This window comes from Flavobacterium sp. 25HG05S-40, from assembly GCF_052654735.1.
Genome location: NZ_CP199750.1, coordinates 1,637,838 through 1,654,858, shown reverse-complemented (window position 1 = coordinate 1,654,858; position 17,021 = coordinate 1,637,838). Strand labels below are relative to the sequence as shown.

The window sequence follows — 17,021 nt, the reverse complement described above, 5'->3', positions numbered from 1 at the left end:
GCATATTATGAAAAAAAGCCGGAAATGATTAGCTTGAAGCTTTAATAGCTTCCATTATTAGCGCTATTTTTTTGTATTTGGTTTCTTTGATATCAAAATACAGATACATTCTTCGAAGTGAGGAGCCAATTCCATCCACACTCATAAATGCTTTTTCTGCAATTTCTTTGTTGGAGATATCGGGTTCTTTGAGTAAAATGTTGAGCACATTCCAATCGGTATCGTTTAATTTTTTATTAATGAATACCTCTATTTTTTCTCTACTCAGTTGAAATTCATTTGAATTGACAACAAGATTAGTAGTATCATTACTTTTAAGTTTTGTTATTTCTTCCAGTAATTCGTCTCTTTTTTTTCTATCTCTTTTTAAGTTTCTAGTAAAATAAAAAATAATTAGTGATAACAAAATAATTGAGCCCATAATAATACCATACGTTTTTTGAAGTTGCGCCGATTCTAATTTGGCTTTTTCCCTTTCGTTCTTCAGCTCATTTTGTTGAAGCAGATCATCAAATTCATTTTTGATCACTTCTCTTACGAGTGTAATTTTATTTTTTTCTAATTGTATACTGTCTTTATAGATGGTATACTTCTGAAACATTTCTAAAGACTTTTCGGGATTGTTTTCTGCTTGATAACACTTGTAAAGCACATCATAGAGATCTTCTTTTAACTCTATGCTCGCGCTTTTATCTAAGCTTGCCAAAATAGCTGCCCCTTTCTTTTTTGCAGCTTCAGTATTCCCTTTTTTTAAGTCTATTTGCGCAAAGATGATTTGACTTAAAGTTATAAACTCGGAGACCTTCAGTTCTTTACTTAAAGTCAAACTCTTTTCGGCATAATCAGTAGCTAGCTGAAATTGATTTAACTCAAGATGAATTCGAGCTAATGTGGAATAGCCTGATATCAAAAAAAACTTATCATTCGTTTTTTCTAATATTTTTATTGCCTTTTCATTATAAATTTTAGACTCCTTGTAGTTTTTTAGTTCATAGTTCGTCCAACCAATATTCAAATAGATAACCGCTATGCTTCTTTTAGGGACATCAATATTTTTTATGGTGGTTAATGCCTTTTGATAATACTCTAAAGCTAAATCATAATTTTGTATGTATAAGTAGACATTGCCAATGCTACTTAGCATCCGCGATTCCCCATTTTTATCTTTTATTTTCTTAGAAATTGTAAACGAATGCGTAAAATATTGCAATGCTTTTTTATAGTCTTTTCTGTTGGCATAAACATTCCCTATATTACCTGCAATAATAGCTTTTAAGGTAGCGTCATTTAGTTTTACAGCTACTTTTTCTGCTTCTTTGTAGTAGCGCATTGATAAGTCTAATTCGCCTTTTAATCTGTAAATACCACCTCTGTCATTCGCAACATTATAAAGCTCTTTGGTATTGTTTTTTTCTTTCGCCAGTTGGTAGTAGTAATCCAATACTTTGAGGGTCGCGTCAGGTTGTGCCTGATTATTAATCTTATAATATTCGGCTAAAGCATTGAATCTAATAGAATCCGGATTTTTTGAGTTTTCCCAAACCATTTTTAAATCAACAAGCTTGTTTTGAGCAACAAAATGGGTTGTTGAAAAAATATAAAGTAATACTATTTTTAAGATACTATTTAGATTCATAACCTACTTTTTAAATCCCAACATAATTACTAGGCGTAATTTGCAGTAGCTCGTCTTTAATGGTTTGCGAAACTTCTAAGGTTGCTATAAAATTATGAATGGCTGCTTTGTTGATGACCGAATTGGTTCGGGTCAACCCTTTCAACGCTTCATACGGATTAGGATAGCCTTCTCGTCTTAGAATAGTCTGAATGGCTTCGGCAACAACGGCCCAGTTTTTCTCTAAGTCTTCGGCAAACTTGGATTCGTTTAGCAATAGTTTGTTTAAGCCTTTCAGCGTAGCATCAAAAGCGATTAATGTATGTCCCATTGGAACTCCAATATTTCTTAAAACGGTACTATCTGTCAAATCTCTTTGCAGTCTTGAGATGGGAAGCTTGGCCGAAAGATGCTCAAAAAGGGCATTGGCAATTCCTAAATTCCCTTCCGAGTTTTCGAAATCGATCGGATTTACTTTATGGGGCATCGCTGAAGAACCAATTTCACCCGCTTTAATCTTTTGTTTGAAATAGTCCATCGATACATACGTCCAAATATCGCGGTCCAAATCAATTACAATGTTGTTGATTCTTTTTAAAGCATCAAAAAAGGCAGCAAAATGATCGTAGTGCTCTATTTGTGTTGTTGGGAAAGAATGTTGTAAACCGAGCGTATCTTCTACAAAAGCGGTTCCGAATTGCTTCCAATCTACCTTCGGATACGCCACATGATGCGCATTAAAATTTCCGGTAGCACCACCAAACTTAGCGGCAAAAGGAATGTTGAACAACAAGCGCATTTGCTCTTCGAGACGCTCCACAAAAACCAAAATCTCTTTTCCTAAACGCGTTGGCGAAGCTGGTTGACCGTGCGTTCTTGCAAGCATCGGAATATCATGCCATTCCATTGCGAGTTCTTTTAACTTGGCTACTAATCCAATTAAAGATTTTAAATAGACTTCCTGAAATGCTTCTTTGGTTGATAACGGAATCGCGGTATTGTTGATATCCTGTGATGTTAGTCCAAAATGAATAAACTCCTTATACGCCGATAATCCCAATCCTTCGAATTGTTCTTTGATGAAATATTCGACCGCTTTCACATCGTGATTGGTAGTTTTTTCGGTTTCTTTAATCCACAGCGCATCTTCGGTAGAGAAGTTTTTATACAGATTGCGCAAAGGTTCAAAGCTGGCTTTATCGACTCCTTTTAATTGCGGTAAATCAGCTTCGCACAGCGCAATGAAATATTCTACTTCAATCAGGACACGATATTTGATTAAGGCTTCTTCAGAAAAATAAGCGGAAAGTGATTTGGTTTTGATTCTGTATCTTCCGTCTATAGGAGAAACAGCATTTAAAGGCGTTAGTGACATGTTGTGTTGTTTTGTAAGGTGCAAATTTAGGTAATCCAAATTAGAATAAAGAGAATAGAAAATAGAAAATAGACAAAAACCTATTCATAAAAATCTTTATTCTATTCTCTATGCTCCATGTTCTTTAAGCAGTTTTTCTCTTAAAAAAGGAACGCCATCCGTTGCATTCATCGGAATAACTTCTAATGGATTTTGCAGGTTAGTAATGCTTGCCGGTTTGGGATCAATATAAAAAACAGGAACATTCGGCTTGGCATAATGCATCAAGCTGGCTGCAGGATACACCTGAAGTGATGTTCCAAGTACAGCCACATAATCTGCTTGTTCCGTAATAGTTATAGCTTCTTCTAGCGCCGGAACCATTTCACCAAACCAAACGATATGTGGTCGCAATTGATTTCCAGCCGCATCTACATCGCCTAGATTCAAATCAACACTCCAATCTACAATCTGCAAAGGAGGATTACTGTCACTTCTCACTTTGAGGAGTTCGCCGTGCAAGTGCAGGACTTGTGAACTCCCTGCTTGCTCATGGAGATTGTCAACGTTTTGGGTAATGATATGTACTTCAAAATCATACTCAAGTTCAGCCAAAACAAGATGCCCATTATTGGGTTTGACTTGATGTAATTGTCGACGACGTTGGTTGTAGAAGTCGAGCACCAATTCCTTATTCCGAAGCCAACCCTCATAAGACGCGACTTCCATCACATCATGCCCTTCCCACAATCCGTCGGCATCGCGAAAGGTTTTGATCCCGCTTTCGGCCGATATTCCGGCTCCAGTGAGGACGACAAGTTTCTTTTTTAGAGTGGGCATAGATACACGATTTTTGGTTGGTTGGTAAATATAAAACTATTTTTAATTAAAAAATATGGGCAGAAATTTTCGTGTTTTCGCGACTAATTTTTAAATTCATATTATTTTTCTAAAATCAATCGCGTATGAGACTCCTTAAAAAAATATCCATTAGATTTTTCTTTCTCTATTTTTTACTGACCATTGCGCCCTGGCTGTGGTTTGAATTTATTCCGGGTTTCAATTATATAGCTATGGGCTATAGATTCGTTATGAAAGGGATTGTAACGTTTTTTAATGATCATCTATTGCATGTTAAAGAGGTTTTGAACATCAATGGCAATGGTAGTGGCGATACTTCCTATGCTTGGGCTGAGTTTTATACCATCATTATGCTTTCCTTCTTTATTGCAATTCTTTGGTCATTATTGGATAAGAAAGATAAGCCTAACAGTATGTTTACGTATTGGTTACCCAATTTAATTCGATACAATATCATTTTTGTTGGTCTTAGCTACGGAATCATTAAAATATTTGCACAGCAAATGCCTTTTCCTACTTTGAGTCAGTTAGCCACTCCTTTGGGCGATTTTCTGCCGATGCGCCTCAGCTGGATGTTTATGGGGTATTCGCAACCCTATCAGATGTTTTCGGGTGTAATGGAATTGATGGTGGCACTATTGTTACTATACAAAAGAACCATTCCGCTTGGTTTGATTATTGGTTTGGGAGTCTTTGTCAATGTGTTTGCGTTAAATCTGAGTTACGATATTCCGGTGAAGTTGTACTCCATGCAAATCGTACTTTGCTGTCTGTACTTGCTGCTTATCGACTATAAAAAATACCTTAACTTCTTTATATTAGGGAAGCCTGCGACACCAACAAATAATTACGAACATCGTTTTACTAAAAGATGGCAAAGAATTATTACAATTGCTTTCAAAGCGGTCTTTCTCTTGTTTTTTATCGGATGGAATATTGTGGATTGTATCAGATGGCATCAAGAAACCCATACTTTGGAGAATATTTGTATTCCGCATGGTGTTTACAATATCAAAACCTTTAAAAAGAACCATCGAATCACAGCCATCGATGCCATGGATACCTTATCGTGGAAGGATTTTGTATTTGACAAACAAAAAAAAGGAAGTATGAAAACAAAAGATACTATGTTCCTAAACAGATACGGAAGAGCCTATTTTATTTATGACGTCGACAAGTCTAAACAAACGATCAATTTTAAGGAAGGTAGCAACGATAGCGTCGGTCTATTTACCATGAAATACAAACTCATCGATAAAAGAACTCTACAGTTAGAAGGAATTTTTAAAAAAGACACGTTGTTTTATGAGCTTGTCAGAAATGAAAAGCCGTTTCCATTAGCCGAAAAACAGTTTCATTGGATATCAGAGGCGAATAGATAATTCGATTAAAATACTATATTTGACATCTAAATGATAATCAATTGAAAAAACAAATACTTTCTATAGCTTGCATTGCTGCTTCATTATTTTCCAATGCACAATGTGTTGATATGATAGGCGCTGGCAGAGGTCATTGCGTAGTCATTAAATCCGACCATACACTTTGGAGTTGGGGTGGCGATGCGGAGAATCAACTTGGTAATGGAACAGCTGGTTCTACACGTGTACCAACAAGAATAAGTAGTGATGCTGATTGGGAAACAATAGCTGTTGGAGATAATCACTGCATTGCCTTAAAGGCCAATGGAACCCTTTGGGCATTTGGTAAAAACCAACTAGGCTATTTAGGTAACGGATCAATGACAGCTATTTTGGAGCCAACACAAATAGGGACCGATAACAACTGGATACAGGTCGGAACAGGAAGGCATGTTTCAATAGCATTGAAAAGTGATGGCACATTATGGAACTGGGGCTGGAATGACGAAGGAGGAATTGGTGATGGAACAAATATCAACAGACTTATACCAACTCAATTAGGAACTGATAATGATTGGGTAAAAGTTATACAGGGATACTACCATACTGTAGCTATAAAGAGTAACGGTACGCTTTGGTACTGGGGATGGAATGTTACCGGAATTGGGACTGGAGGAAGTTATACAACAAATCAACTACTCGCTCCTACCCAAGTGGGAACTGGAACGGATTGGCTAAATCCTCGTGATATGTCGGCAGGAAACCTACATACTATGATTATAAAAAGTAACGGTACGCTTTGGGGTTGGGGAATAAACGATTTTGGCCAGGTAGGTGATGGAACTGGATTAGCTAAAACAGCACCCACACAAATCGGGACTGAAAATAGCTGGATGAAAATAAAATCCGGACTAGGGCATAATGTTGCTGTTAAAGCGGATGGAACATTATGGACTTTTGGACTTAATAATTCGGGACAGATTGGTAACAATACTTTAGGGACAGACGCTCCTTCGATGTCAAATCTTTCTCCAATACAAATCACAACAGATAACGACTGGAATTCAGTTGCAGTAGGTTCGCATAGTTCCTATGCTATCAAAAATAATGGGAATATTTGGGTATGGGGATTCAATTATGTAAGCATGCTTGGTTTAAATCCTACTCCACCACAACAAAATTATCTAGTTCCGACTCCAGTGGATCTGTGTGCCCTTTTATCGGTTGAACGAATCGAGAATGATTTGATCTCAATAAAGGCTTATCCAAATCCAACAAACGGTATTCTGCATATTGAAGCTGAAGCAGCTATATATAAAATTGAATGTTATGATGTATTAGGAAGACAGGTATTTACTAATTCCTATAACTCAGATAAGGTACAGGTTAATCTCTTAACACTTAATAAAGGTAGCTACCTTGTTAGGATATTTACAGATGAAGGAATACAGAATTTTAATATAATCAAAGACTAACCTTCGTATATAAAGCATGACTGACCTGGCTTATTTGGAATACCTCGAAGAATTCTTAACCGATAACCGCAAAGAGCGTTTTGCCAGCGTATTATCCACCAGAACCAATCACTTTACGGTTGCTGTAGAAGATGTATTCCAGTTTCACAATACCAGTGCAGTAATGCGTAGTTGTGAGGTTTTTGGGATTCAGGAAATCAATATCGTAGAGCAGCGCTTTGGTAAAAACATTGATAAGGAAATTGCTATGGGCGCTCAAAAATGGGTGGACATCAATAAGTTTGAAAACATTACCAACTGCATCGAAACTCTAAAAAGTAAAGGCTATCAAATCATCGCCACGACGCCACATAATGATTCGTGTTTGTTGCAGGATTTTGACGTAACCAAGAAAAGTGCGCTGTTCTTTGGTACTGAAAAAGAAGGACTTTCGGAAGAAGTAATGAACAAAGCTGATGGCTATCTGAAGATTCCTATGGTAGGATTTACAGAAAGTCTAAACATATCGGTTTCGGCAGCTATTATCATTCAGGACCTTACCACTCGCCTACGCCAATCTGATGTAAATTGGCAATTAACCGAAGAAGAAGTACTTGAAAAGCGTTTGCTTTGGGCCAAGAATACCATTAAGGATATTAAACGGATTGAGGAACGGTATTATGCTGAAAAACGGAGTTAGAAGTTGGAAGCTAGAAGTTGGAAGTTTGAAATTACCTTCCAAAGGAATCATAGTTGTCTTCGGCGTATTTCTGAAAACGGTTTAAAAGCACAATATTCTTTTGCTCAATTAGCGTCAGTTTCCCCGACATATCATCCGTAACCGGAATATACCAGTCCACAGGATCAAAGAATTGACGGAAAGACTTCTTTTTAAAAGTGTAACCATGACGCGCGAAAATAGTGTTCCGGATGATTTCCAATTCGAGTTTCTTTAGATTTTTCAGATCACTTTCTTTGAGTAATGTTGTTGAAGCGTTTAATTTGGTAATGATATCCGATGCCATTCGATAAGTATCTTCATAAAACGTTTCTTCCGTACCGTCATCATTGGTATATTTGGTACTGTCTGTCTTCATACTGAAATAATCGATGTAATTCCCTTCTTCCGAAAGCATCAGCTTTGGATTGTATTTGAACGGTTGTTTGGTCAGCTTATACGTGCGTTCCCATACCGGAACTGTTTTGGGTGCAACAAACCATATACCTTCCAATGTATCATTTGCTATTCTAAATTCGAATTCTCCATCATCATCTCTATCGCCGGGTTCTTTTAGATTGATGACAAATTCGTCGGCATTATCTGTAATGGTTCCCAATAAAGGCCTAACATTTCCCGCTACAATACTTTGTCCGTAGACTTTCCCTTTTTCAATTTTCTTGATAATGATGTTGATTTTGTTACTAATCATATAGTCCGTTTCTAAAACAGTACTATCCGCCTCAGACACCACAAAATCACCCACCCAGTTTCCATAAAAATCAGCATAAGGATCTTCAACAACCACATCATCAGTAATCATTGTGGCTTTTTTTTCTTTTTTACAGGAAGCAACAGCAACTGCCAATACTATAATTAGAATAATTTTCTTCATTTGTTTTTCTGTTTATAGATATAATATTCAATAAGCAATAAATTCGGAATCCAGCCCAGCCAAGCAATGATTTGATACAAATCCATCGGTGCCGGATGAAACAAATATACGAGAATCACTTTCCACAACCGCAAAGTAACGGCAGAAAATGCTAGTGCGAAACTCCTAAGCATAAAAGCTTTATGACTGGCAATTTGATGCTTTTTTATGGCTAGAAAACCTTTCAGCGTAAAGTAAAACCAAAGTAACGATAAAAGGACGAACGCTATTTTAGAATAGAAGCCACCATTCGCATACAATCCGATAAAAAATCCGGAAGGTGCGGCCAAAAATAACACAACAAGAACATACACTTTTCCTATGAATCGATGTAATTGCGGTCGTTTTTTTAGCAAGGACTCATTGAACTGCGTAAAGCCAGCTAACAAGGTAAAAATGGAGGAAAAAACGTGGATATAAAAAATAACAAGATATCCTGGAATGGATGTGACTTCGGTTTGTTTTATTTGTAAAAATGCTACATCAGAATCAAAAGAAACATACTTCAACGTGATGTTGAGCATCAATAGAAAAAAGACAATTAGGAGGATTTGCCCACTATTCGTGAATGTACTTCTCATGCTTTTTGGATAACACTTTGTACTGCTCGTAGCATTCACTAATGGCATCCATAATTTGAAGATCGTTGGCCGTTTTGATAAATTCTTCCGAATAACTGCAACGGGTAAGAATTTCGGCAATTTCCTTTTTGTCGATACCCAATAATACGCCTAAGGTTTCTCTATCAAATTTAGATTCGAGTAAATGCCTAACGGTATCGTCTTTTTTCATCTTTTTGAGCTTCTTAAGCTCATTAGACTTGTTTCCGAAGAAATTATAGAGCATGTCTGCCGGATTGAAGATAGAACCCAATACACGGGAAAAAGCGCCTGGTGAAGAGCTTCCGGTTTCATAACCTTGAGGTAATCCCGAAATACTGTAACGGTAATTGTCTTTTTCGGGAATCAATTTGGAATCAATTTCAAGATATCCGGTTAGGTCGTACTTTTTTACAATTACTTCTTCCAACGCTATGGCTTTTTCGGTCAGCTGCAATTTTGCTGTACCATTTTTCAACCAGTCATTAGTAACTCTTACGCGAAGTGATTGATAGCCTAATAAGGAAATATGTATCGTATCATTCACACTTACTTCCAACTCGAAAAATCCTTTTTTATCGGTAACAACACCTTTTACTTTATTGATATTAATAACATTGGCATTGGCAATAGGCAACAGCGTATTGTCATTGATAATGGTTCCGGTAACTTTCTGAGCCAACGGATTTTCTTGTGCCATAGCACTCACGGAAAAAAGAATTAGAAAGGAAAGTAATAAATATCTCATAGCAGCTTTTGATGGTTTAAAAGTATGAAACTCTTTTAAGATATTGTACAGTTTGCCATTAGAATTAGAACAAAATTAACAAAAGGAGATTTGAGATTTAGGAATTAGGAATTAGGAATTAGGACTTGGGATTAAATAGAAACTCCGTTTTCACATTTTTACTATGGAAAACGGAGTTTTAGAGTATTATTCCTTTTCAGGATAACTATCTTTTAAAAAATCTAGCTTTTTCTAGGTCTTCTTGCTTTAGCATCGTCAAACGAGCGACCAGCTGGTCTGTCTGATGTTCCTGCAGAACGTCTAGGCGCTCTTTCTTCTCTTTGAAAAGAACCTGGTTCTCTTTTGGGAGCGCTATCGCTTCGGAATCCGCCTTCTCTTCTTGGTCTGTCTGAACGTTCTGTTCCTGATGCACTATTTCTATCGCTTCGGAATCCACCTTCTTTTCTTGGTCCGAAACTTCCACCACCGGAACTTCTTCCACCAAAACCGCTAGAGCTTCTGCGTTCACCGCCACCACTTCTTCCGTTATGGTCACGACGTTCACGGCTTCCGCCATCGTTTTTAGAGATTTCAACGTTAATACGACGTCCGTTCATATCAAATCCGTTCAGAATTGACATTACTTTATCAGTGTGTTCTCCATCAGTATTAAAGAAAGAGAATCCTTCTTTTACATCCACTTTGAATACATCATCGCGACCTAAGTCTAAGGTTTCTTTTAAGAAATCTTTCAACTGCATCCAGTCGAAGTCATCTCTTGAACCAATGTTTACAAAATAACGAACTGGATCTCCAGCTCTGATTTCTCTTGGTTCCGAACTTCTCTCGCTTCTTTCACCACCTTTTTCACCTGATAAATCACGTTTCTTTTTGTAGTAATTGATAAATCGATTGAATTCGACAGAAACCATCTTCTTGATTAATTCTTCTTTAGACAAACCGTCTAAAACTTCGTTAATGGCCGGAAGATAGTTGTCAATTTCGTGATCTACTTCGGTATCTTTGATTTTATTGGCTAAGTGCAACAATTGGATTTCGCAGATTTCAATTCCACTAGGAATTGTTTTCTCCACAAATTTTTGTTGGATGATTCTTTCGATAGATGAAATTTTACGCAATTCACTTTTGGTGATGATTACGATAGAAGTTCCTAATTTCCCAGCTCTTCCTGTTCTTCCCGAACGGTGATTGTAGGTTTCGATTTCGTCTGGCAATTGATAGTTCACTACATGCGTAATGTTATCAACGTCAATTCCACGTGCCGCAACATCAGTAGCTACTAACATTTGAATTTGACGACCACGGAACGATTTCATAACCCCATCACGTTGTGCCTGAGATAAATCTCCATGCAAAGCAGCAGCGTTGTATCCGTCTTCGATTAATTTTTCGGCAACAGCTTGCGTATCGCGTTTGGTTCTACAAAAAACTACTGAGAAAATGTCTGGATTAGCATCAGCCAATCGTTTCAAAGCCTCGTAACGGTCGCGTGCATTCACACAATAAAACTCATGTGAAACGGTAGCCGACCCAGAGTTTTTTGTCCCTACTGTCACTTCTGCTGGATCGTGCATGAATTTTTTAGCAATTCTAGCAACCTCTGCAGGCATAGTCGCTGAAAATAACCATGTGTTTTTGTCATCCGGTGTATCGGATAAAATCGATACGATGTCTTCATAAAATCCCATATTCAACATTTCATCTGCTTCGTCAAGAATACAGAAGTTAATGTTTTTAATGTTTACAAGACCACGATTGATCATGTCTTGCATTCTTCCCGGCGTAGCTACAATAATTTGTGCTCCACGTTTAACATCTCTGGCTTGTTCCGTAATGCTTGCACCACCATAAACTGCCACTGTATGTAAACCTTTTACATATTTTGAGTATTGTTTAATCTCGTTGGTGATTTGTAAGCATAGCTCACGCGTTGGTGATAAAATTAACGCCTGTGTATTTCTGTTTTCGGCATCAATTTTTTGAATAAGCGGAAAACCAAAAGCGGCTGTTTTCCCTGTTCCTGTTTGCGCTAAGGCAACCAAGTCTGTGTTTTGTTCCAATAGTACTGGAATCGCTTTTTCTTGTACTTCTGACGGATTCTCAAATCCTAGATCTTTGATCGCCAGCAGTAACGATTCATTCAGACCTAATTGTTCAAATTTATTCATATAAAGTTTTAAAATTTGGTGCAAAGGTAAGTTTTAAATACCATATACGCTAATTTGTTTTTATTTGATAATCAGAATGTTAACTTTTACAAATTAAATTTGATACTAAGAGTTAGTCGCAGTCACAGTTTTCAGTCGCATATTTTAATGTAAACCGAGACTGAGACTGTTAACTATCTTAAGAATTCTACTAATTTTTTAACAGCCAATCCGCGATGACTAATCACCGATTTTTCTTCTAAAGTCAGTTCAGCAAAGGTCTTATCATAGCCATTAGCCATAAATATCGGGTCATAACCAAAACCATTAGTCCCGATTTTTTCTTTGATGATTGCACCTTTGATAATACCAGTAAACAAGGTTTGTTTTCCGTTCAGATTCAGTGCTATTACCGTTTTAAATTGTGCTGCCCGATTGGATTGGTCTTTTAAATTTGATAGTAATTTATCCATATTATCATCGGCATTTTTTTGTTCGCCTGCATAGCGAGCCGAGTAAACTCCAGGTTCCCCATTCAAAACCATTACTTCCAGGCCAGTATCATCGGCAAAACAATTATAGCCATATTTTTGAGTAACGTAGTCTGCTTTTAAAATGGCGTTTCCTTCAATAGTAGTCGCCGTTTCAGGAATATCTTCGAAACAACCAATATCTTCCAGACTTAGAATCTGAATAGTATCAGGTAACAAAAGTTGGATTTCCTTTATCTTATTTGGATTATTAGAGGCGAAAACGAGTTGCATCAGAAAAAGTATTAGTTAGTACAAAGATGAGAAGAATCGAAGTATTTTAGGTGTAAAAGTTACTCTTTCTCTTTTTTAGGAAATGTTTAAACCAAAATCTTTTTATATTCGTATTTACTAGTAAATACCACAAACCGCTTTATATGAGAAAACCAATTACTTTAATAAATTGGGGCCATTTATGTTGCCTTATCACGTTCTTACTTGCAGCCTTTGAGCCACTTAACGCTCAATTTCTTTTACAAAAAAGCAACCCAGAAGAAGCTATTTCTATTCATAGTAAAGCCGAATATGTTGATGTGGGCAAAGTGGATGTCAGTTTTGAACAAATCCGAACCATTAGAGCATTTCAGTTTTTGCCTATGGAGAAAGAGAATCGAGACTTTGGTTTTACGAATCACAATATCTGGGTTCGTTTTCAATTAAAAAATACCACTAACGAACCGCTCAATTATTATTTTGAAACCGCTCGTCCTATTACCGATGTGGCGGAATTGTTTGTTATAAAACAGGATAATAGCGTTTCTAAATTCATCAGCGGTGATGCGATTCCTTTTGATCAGCGAAGTTATAAGGTTCGGAAAACTATTTTTAAAATAAGTTTGGCACCACAAGAATTGCAGCAATTCTATTTGCATGTAAAGAGCGATGGCGAACAACTTTCCATGCCTATGGTACTACACTCCTCAGAGAATATTTTGGAAGAGAGTTCTTTTGAGCAGTTTATTTTTGGGTTTTTCTATGGTATTTTATTGATAGCTGCTATTTTATATCTGTTCTTTTATTTTGCCATGCGTGACAAAACCTTTTTCTTTTACAGCATGTATGTGGTTTTTATTGGATTGCTTCAATTTTCGATTGATGGGTATTTCTACAAATTTGTTACACCACAATCGGGTTGGTTTTCACTGCATGCGGTCATTATTTTTGCGAGTCTGGCTAGTTTTTTTCTTGGATGTTATGCGCAAGTTTATTTAAAGATTAAACAATTTAATACGACCATTAATAAAGCATTTTATGTAGTTTATGGGATTGACTTATTGTTGATTATATCTTTGTTTATTATTCCGGACCATGCCTACGCCTATCCTATTGCCAATGGTTTGGGGTTGATTTTACTACTATTAATTATCGCTTCCCAATTTATCATTCTTCTTCGTACTAAGAAGATTGACCGTTTTTTTGCTACTGGTATCTTCTTCCTGATTGCCGGATTTGTTGTTTTTATTCTGAAAAACTTTGGGGTATTACCGATCAACTTCCTAACAGAAAATGGTTCTAAGTTAGGCACCGGAATGGAAGTTATCTTCCTCTCGCTATCGATGGCGAACTTAATACGAAACCTCAAAAATGAGCGGGAAGAACTGCAAACCTTAGCACTTCAGAAAGCTGAGGAAATGAACGAACTGAAGTCGTATTTTCTGTCGAATATCAGTCACGAATTACGCACACCTTTAAATGCTATTTTGAACACAGCCAAATCGATGGCCAATGACTCGCAAGACGAGCAGATTCAAAACGGTAGTCAAATTATAAAATATTCTACCTACAGCTTATTGAATTCGGTCAACGATATTCTTGATTTCTCCAAGATTGAAAAGAATGAGATTAAACTGGAGCTTTCTGAATTTGACTTGGTCAAAACAGTTGAGCATATTGCCACTAACTTTTCGCGTGAAGCCAAAGACAAAGGCTTAGAATTTACCTTTATAAAAGGAGATGATTTACCGCAATTAGTGAAAGGCGATATTGCCCGTTTGAGTCAGATTCTGCAAAACATCTTGAGTAACGGACTTAAGTTTACTAACGAAGGTTTTGTCAAATTCAAATTAGAAGCTAAGAAAGGAAAAGACCATAAAACTAAAATTACATTCATTGTAAGTGATACCGGAGTCGGAATTTCGAAAGAAAAAATCAACAGTATTTTCGATTCGTTTTCACAAGAAGGTATCAATAACAAGCGAAAGTTTGGCGGTTTGGGATTGGGACTTTACATCGTTAAGCATTTGGTTAATCTGCATGACGGGAAGATAAAAGTTGATAGCACTATTGGATTGGGAACCGTATGTACCATCAGTTTAGATTATGAAACGGTAGCAATTAAAAAAGAAATAGAAACCGCTGCAGCGCCATCAGACTATGATTTGAACGGTAAAGCTATTTTAGTGGTTGAGGATAATGCTATGAACCAAATGGTGATTAAAATGATTACCAAAAAATGGCTTAATACGACGGTCGATTTTGCCAATAACGGACAAGAAGGGGTGCAAAAGTTAATGGAAAAAGATTATGACATCATTTTAATGGATTTACAAATGCCGATTATGGATGGCTATGAAGCTACCATTGCGATTCGCAATGGTGAAGCTGGAGAAGACAAGAAATCGATTCCGATTATTGCCTTAACAGCAGATGTTATGGAAACCACCAAGACAAGGGTTATTGAGATTGGTATGAACAAATACTTATCAAAACCGGTGGATAAGGATACGTTATTTGAGATTATTAAATTGTTGGTATCGTAATAGTAACTCTTTTAATTACATTTATACGTTTAGAATAAATCTGATAACTTTTAATAGCTACTATTATGATCAAAAATATTGCTTTTGGGGTTTTTATTTTGGTAAGTTTTTTATCCTGTTCCTCAGACAATGCTAATCCAGAAGACAAGATTACTTCAGTAACTGCCACTATTAATGGTGTACCGATGACCTTTCAGGCATATGGATACGGAATTGACCTGACTAATAATGGTTATAAATTAGGTTTGAATTTTGGTAGATCTGTTGCCTCTCCTTTTGAAGAATACGGTTTTTATCTGGAAATGCGGTACAAAAAGAAAGGAAATAATGTCATTGAAAAATTTATTTACCATCAAGGAATAATTGGTAATAGCTTCGATGGTGATTTTGTAGATGGTACTTTTGAAAATACGGTTAGTGTAAATAAAAACAGTAGATTTAAAGCAACAGCATCGGGTTCATTGACGATAGGTGACAAAACGGTAACCATCACAGATTTAAAGATTAATTATGTTTATGAAGATCCTTTTGATTCTAAACACTAAAAAGATAAGAACGCTACCTATTTCTAATTGCAATGATTAGGAGTAAACTAAATTTATGATTACTTTTGCCTCGTTTTTAAATACACTTTACAATGGTAAAAGATTTATTCGAAAGAATACAAAACAATAAAGGTCCGCTAGGAAAATGGGCTTCTCAGGCCGAAGGTTATTATGTATTTCCAAAATTAGAGGGCGAATTAGGTCCAAGAATGAAGTTCCACGGCAAAGACATTTTGAACTGGAGTTTGAATGATTATTTAGGATTAGCAAATCATCCTGAAGTGCGTCAAGCCGATACGGATGCGGCCATTCAATATGGTGCTGCTTATCCTATGGGAGCTCGAATGATGTCGGGACACACCGATGCTCACGAACAATTAGAAAAAGAATTGGCTGCTTTCGTCATGAAAGAATCGGCTTATTTGCTCAACTTTGGGTACCAAGGAATCATGTCGTGTATTGATGCTTTAGTGACTAAAAATGATATTATCGTTTACGATGTAGATGCACATGCCTGTATCATTGATGGTGTACGTTTGCACATGGGAAAACGATTTACCTACAAACATAACGATTTGGAAAGCATGGAGAAAAACCTTCAACGTGCTACCAAAATGGCTACTGAAACCGGTGGTGGTATCTTATTTATTACTGAAGGTGTTTTCGGAATGCGTGGCCAACAAGGAAAGTTGAAAGAGATTGTGGCGATGAAAGAAAAATACAATTTCCGTCTTTTAGTGGATGATGCGCACGGATTTGGTACTTTAGGAAAAACCGGAGCCGGAGCTGGAGAAGAGCAAGGATGCCAAGATGGGATCGATGTGTATTTCTCCACATTTGCGAAGTCAATGGCTAGTATTGGTGCTTTTTTAGCTGGAGATAAAGACATTATTGATTATTTGAAATACAACTTACGCTCACAGATGTTTGCCAAAGCCTTACCGATGATTCAAACGGTGGGTGCTTTAAAAAGATTACAATTATTACGCGATAATCCGGGGTTAAAAGATAAACTTTGGGAAAACGTAAATGCATTACAAAACGGATTAAAAAAGAACGGTTTCAATATTGGAGATACTAATACCTGTGTGACTCCGGTGTATCTTGAAGGTTCTATTCCAGAAGCGATGGTGATGGTTAATGACTTGCGTGAAAACTATGGCATCTTCTTGTCCATTGTAGTTTATCCTGTAATTCCAAAGGGCATTATCTTATTGCGAATGATTCCGACCGCTTCTCATACTTTAGCTGATATTGATGAAACGCTTACGGCTTTTGATGCTATTCGTGAAAAACTTTTAAACGGAACGTATAAAAAGATTGCTGAAGCTACAACAATTGATGTGTCGTAGTTTTTACTTTATATAAAATAAAAAAGCCATCTTTAAGAGATGGC

Annotated in this window: 14 protein-coding genes; 6 read left to right on the top strand and 8 right to left on the bottom strand. The window is 36.7% G+C overall.

Translation table 11 applies throughout. The annotated features are described in order from the left end of the window. Positions 1-28: 28 nt before the first annotated feature. From ACULEU_RS07145 to ACULEU_RS07135, 3 genes are all read right to left on the bottom strand, one after another. A complete protein-coding gene (locus ACULEU_RS07145; RefSeq protein ID WP_445454764.1) occupies positions 29-1,636 on the bottom strand; it encodes a tetratricopeptide repeat protein in 1,608 nt (535 codons plus the stop codon). A gap of 10 nt (positions 1,637-1,646) precedes the next feature. Further along, entirely contained in the window at positions 1,647-2,990 is a 1,344-nt protein-coding gene (gene purB, locus ACULEU_RS07140) for an adenylosuccinate lyase (protein WP_445454763.1), read from the bottom strand. Positions 2,991-3,098: 108 nt separating this feature from the next. Further along, entirely contained in the window at positions 3,099-3,809 is a 711-nt protein-coding gene (locus tag ACULEU_RS07135) for an SIR2 family NAD-dependent protein deacylase (RefSeq protein WP_445454762.1), read from the bottom strand. Positions 3,810-3,934: 125 nt separating this feature from the next. Here ACULEU_RS07135 and ACULEU_RS07130 point away from each other — a divergent pair, with 125 nt between their 5' ends. Genes ACULEU_RS07130 through ACULEU_RS07120 form a run of 3 tightly spaced genes read left to right on the top strand, consistent with a single transcriptional unit; the run spans position 3,935 to position 7,345 of the window. After that, a complete protein-coding gene (locus tag ACULEU_RS07130; protein ID WP_445454761.1) occupies positions 3,935-5,212 on the top strand; it encodes a hypothetical protein in 1,278 nt (425 codons plus the stop codon). A gap of 41 nt (positions 5,213-5,253) precedes the next feature. Then, positions 5,254-6,666: a T9SS type A sorting domain-containing protein gene (locus ACULEU_RS07125; protein ID WP_445454760.1), complete on the top strand. Its 1,413-nt coding sequence runs from the start codon at positions 5,254-5,256 to the stop codon at positions 6,664-6,666. Positions 6,667-6,682: 16 nt separating this feature from the next. Then, positions 6,683-7,345, top strand: a complete 663-nt coding sequence (locus tag ACULEU_RS07120) for a TrmH family RNA methyltransferase (protein ID WP_445454759.1) — start codon at positions 6,683-6,685, stop codon at positions 7,343-7,345. A 31-nt stretch (positions 7,346-7,376) separates the two neighbouring features. On the opposite strand, the gene ACULEU_RS07115 is transcribed toward ACULEU_RS07120, so the two are convergent. The 5 genes from ACULEU_RS07115 to ACULEU_RS07095 all read right to left on the bottom strand — a co-directional run bounded on the left by ACULEU_RS07115 (position 7,377) and on the right by ACULEU_RS07095 (position 12,555). Continuing rightward, positions 7,377-8,258, bottom strand: coding sequence for a YARHG domain-containing protein (locus tag ACULEU_RS07115; protein WP_445454758.1), 882 nt, complete (start codon positions 8,256-8,258; stop codon positions 7,377-7,379). Next, positions 8,255-8,878, bottom strand: a complete 624-nt coding sequence (locus tag ACULEU_RS07110; protein WP_445454757.1) for a DUF2306 domain-containing protein — start codon at positions 8,876-8,878, stop codon at positions 8,255-8,257. Before ACULEU_RS07110 ends, ACULEU_RS07115 begins: the two co-directional genes overlap by 4 nt. Then, complete coding sequence (locus tag ACULEU_RS07105; protein WP_445454756.1) at positions 8,856-9,644, bottom strand: carboxypeptidase-like regulatory domain-containing protein; 789 nt, start codon at positions 9,642-9,644, stop codon at positions 8,856-8,858. The genes ACULEU_RS07110 and ACULEU_RS07105 overlap by 23 nt, the downstream gene beginning before the upstream one ends. A 221-nt stretch (positions 9,645-9,865) precedes the next feature. Then, complete coding sequence (locus ACULEU_RS07100) at positions 9,866-11,812, bottom strand: DEAD/DEAH box helicase (protein ID WP_445454755.1); 1,947 nt, start codon at positions 11,810-11,812, stop codon at positions 9,866-9,868. Positions 11,813-11,985: 173 nt separating this feature from the next. Continuing rightward, entirely contained in the window at positions 11,986-12,555 is a 570-nt protein-coding gene (locus ACULEU_RS07095) for a non-canonical purine NTP diphosphatase (RefSeq protein ID WP_445454754.1), read from the bottom strand. Positions 12,556-12,698: 143 nt separating this feature from the next. Between ACULEU_RS07095 and ACULEU_RS07090 the strand changes: the two genes are divergently transcribed. The 3 genes from ACULEU_RS07090 (at position 12,699) to ACULEU_RS07080 (ending at position 16,977) form a co-directional block, all read left to right on the top strand. Beyond that, complete coding sequence (locus ACULEU_RS07090; protein WP_445454753.1) at positions 12,699-15,080, top strand: 7TM diverse intracellular signaling domain-containing protein; 2,382 nt, start codon at positions 12,699-12,701, stop codon at positions 15,078-15,080. Positions 15,081-15,145: 65 nt separating this feature from the next. Next, the gene (locus ACULEU_RS07085) at positions 15,146-15,625 is read left to right on the top strand and encodes a hypothetical protein (RefSeq protein ID WP_445454752.1); all 480 of its coding nucleotides are present in this window, start codon (positions 15,146-15,148) and stop codon (positions 15,623-15,625) included. Positions 15,626-15,717: 92 nt separating this feature from the next. Next, entirely contained in the window at positions 15,718-16,977 is a 1,260-nt protein-coding gene (locus tag ACULEU_RS07080; RefSeq protein ID WP_445454751.1) for an aminotransferase class I/II-fold pyridoxal phosphate-dependent enzyme, read from the top strand. The last annotated feature ends 44 nt before the right edge of the window (positions 16,978-17,021 follow it).

Excerpts from the sequence above, each read along its gene's own strand:
- ACULEU_RS07115 (WP_445454758.1), bottom strand. The coding sequence starts at position 8,258 with ATGAAGAAAATTATTCTAATTATAGTATTGGCAGTTGCTGTTGCTTCC.
- ACULEU_RS07145 (WP_445454764.1), bottom strand. The coding sequence starts at position 1,636 with ATGAATCTAAATAGTATCTTAAAAATAGTATTACTTTATATTTTTTCA.
- ACULEU_RS07135 (WP_445454762.1), bottom strand. The coding sequence starts at position 3,809 with ATGCCCACTCTAAAAAAGAAACTTGTCGTCCTCACTGGAGCCGGAATA.
- ACULEU_RS07130 (WP_445454761.1), top strand. The coding sequence starts at position 3,935 with ATGAGACTCCTTAAAAAAATATCCATTAGATTTTTCTTTCTCTATTTT.
- ACULEU_RS07105 (WP_445454756.1), bottom strand. The coding sequence starts at position 9,644 with ATGAGATATTTATTACTTTCCTTTCTAATTCTTTTTTCCGTGAGTGCT.
- ACULEU_RS07095 (WP_445454754.1), bottom strand. The coding sequence starts at position 12,555 with ATGCAACTCGTTTTCGCCTCTAATAATCCAAATAAGATAAAGGAAATC.
- purB (WP_445454763.1), bottom strand. The coding sequence starts at position 2,990 with ATGTCACTAACGCCTTTAAATGCTGTTTCTCCTATAGACGGAAGATAC.
- ACULEU_RS07100 (WP_445454755.1), bottom strand. The coding sequence starts at position 11,812 with ATGAATAAATTTGAACAATTAGGTCTGAATGAATCGTTACTGCTGGCG.
- ACULEU_RS07080 (WP_445454751.1), top strand. The coding sequence starts at position 15,718 with ATGGTAAAAGATTTATTCGAAAGAATACAAAACAATAAAGGTCCGCTA.
- ACULEU_RS07110 (WP_445454757.1), bottom strand. The coding sequence starts at position 8,878 with ATGAGAAGTACATTCACGAATAGTGGGCAAATCCTCCTAATTGTCTTT.
- ACULEU_RS07090 (WP_445454753.1), top strand. The coding sequence starts at position 12,699 with ATGAGAAAACCAATTACTTTAATAAATTGGGGCCATTTATGTTGCCTT.
- ACULEU_RS07085 (WP_445454752.1), top strand. The coding sequence starts at position 15,146 with ATGATCAAAAATATTGCTTTTGGGGTTTTTATTTTGGTAAGTTTTTTA.
- ACULEU_RS07120 (WP_445454759.1), top strand. The coding sequence starts at position 6,683 with ATGACTGACCTGGCTTATTTGGAATACCTCGAAGAATTCTTAACCGAT.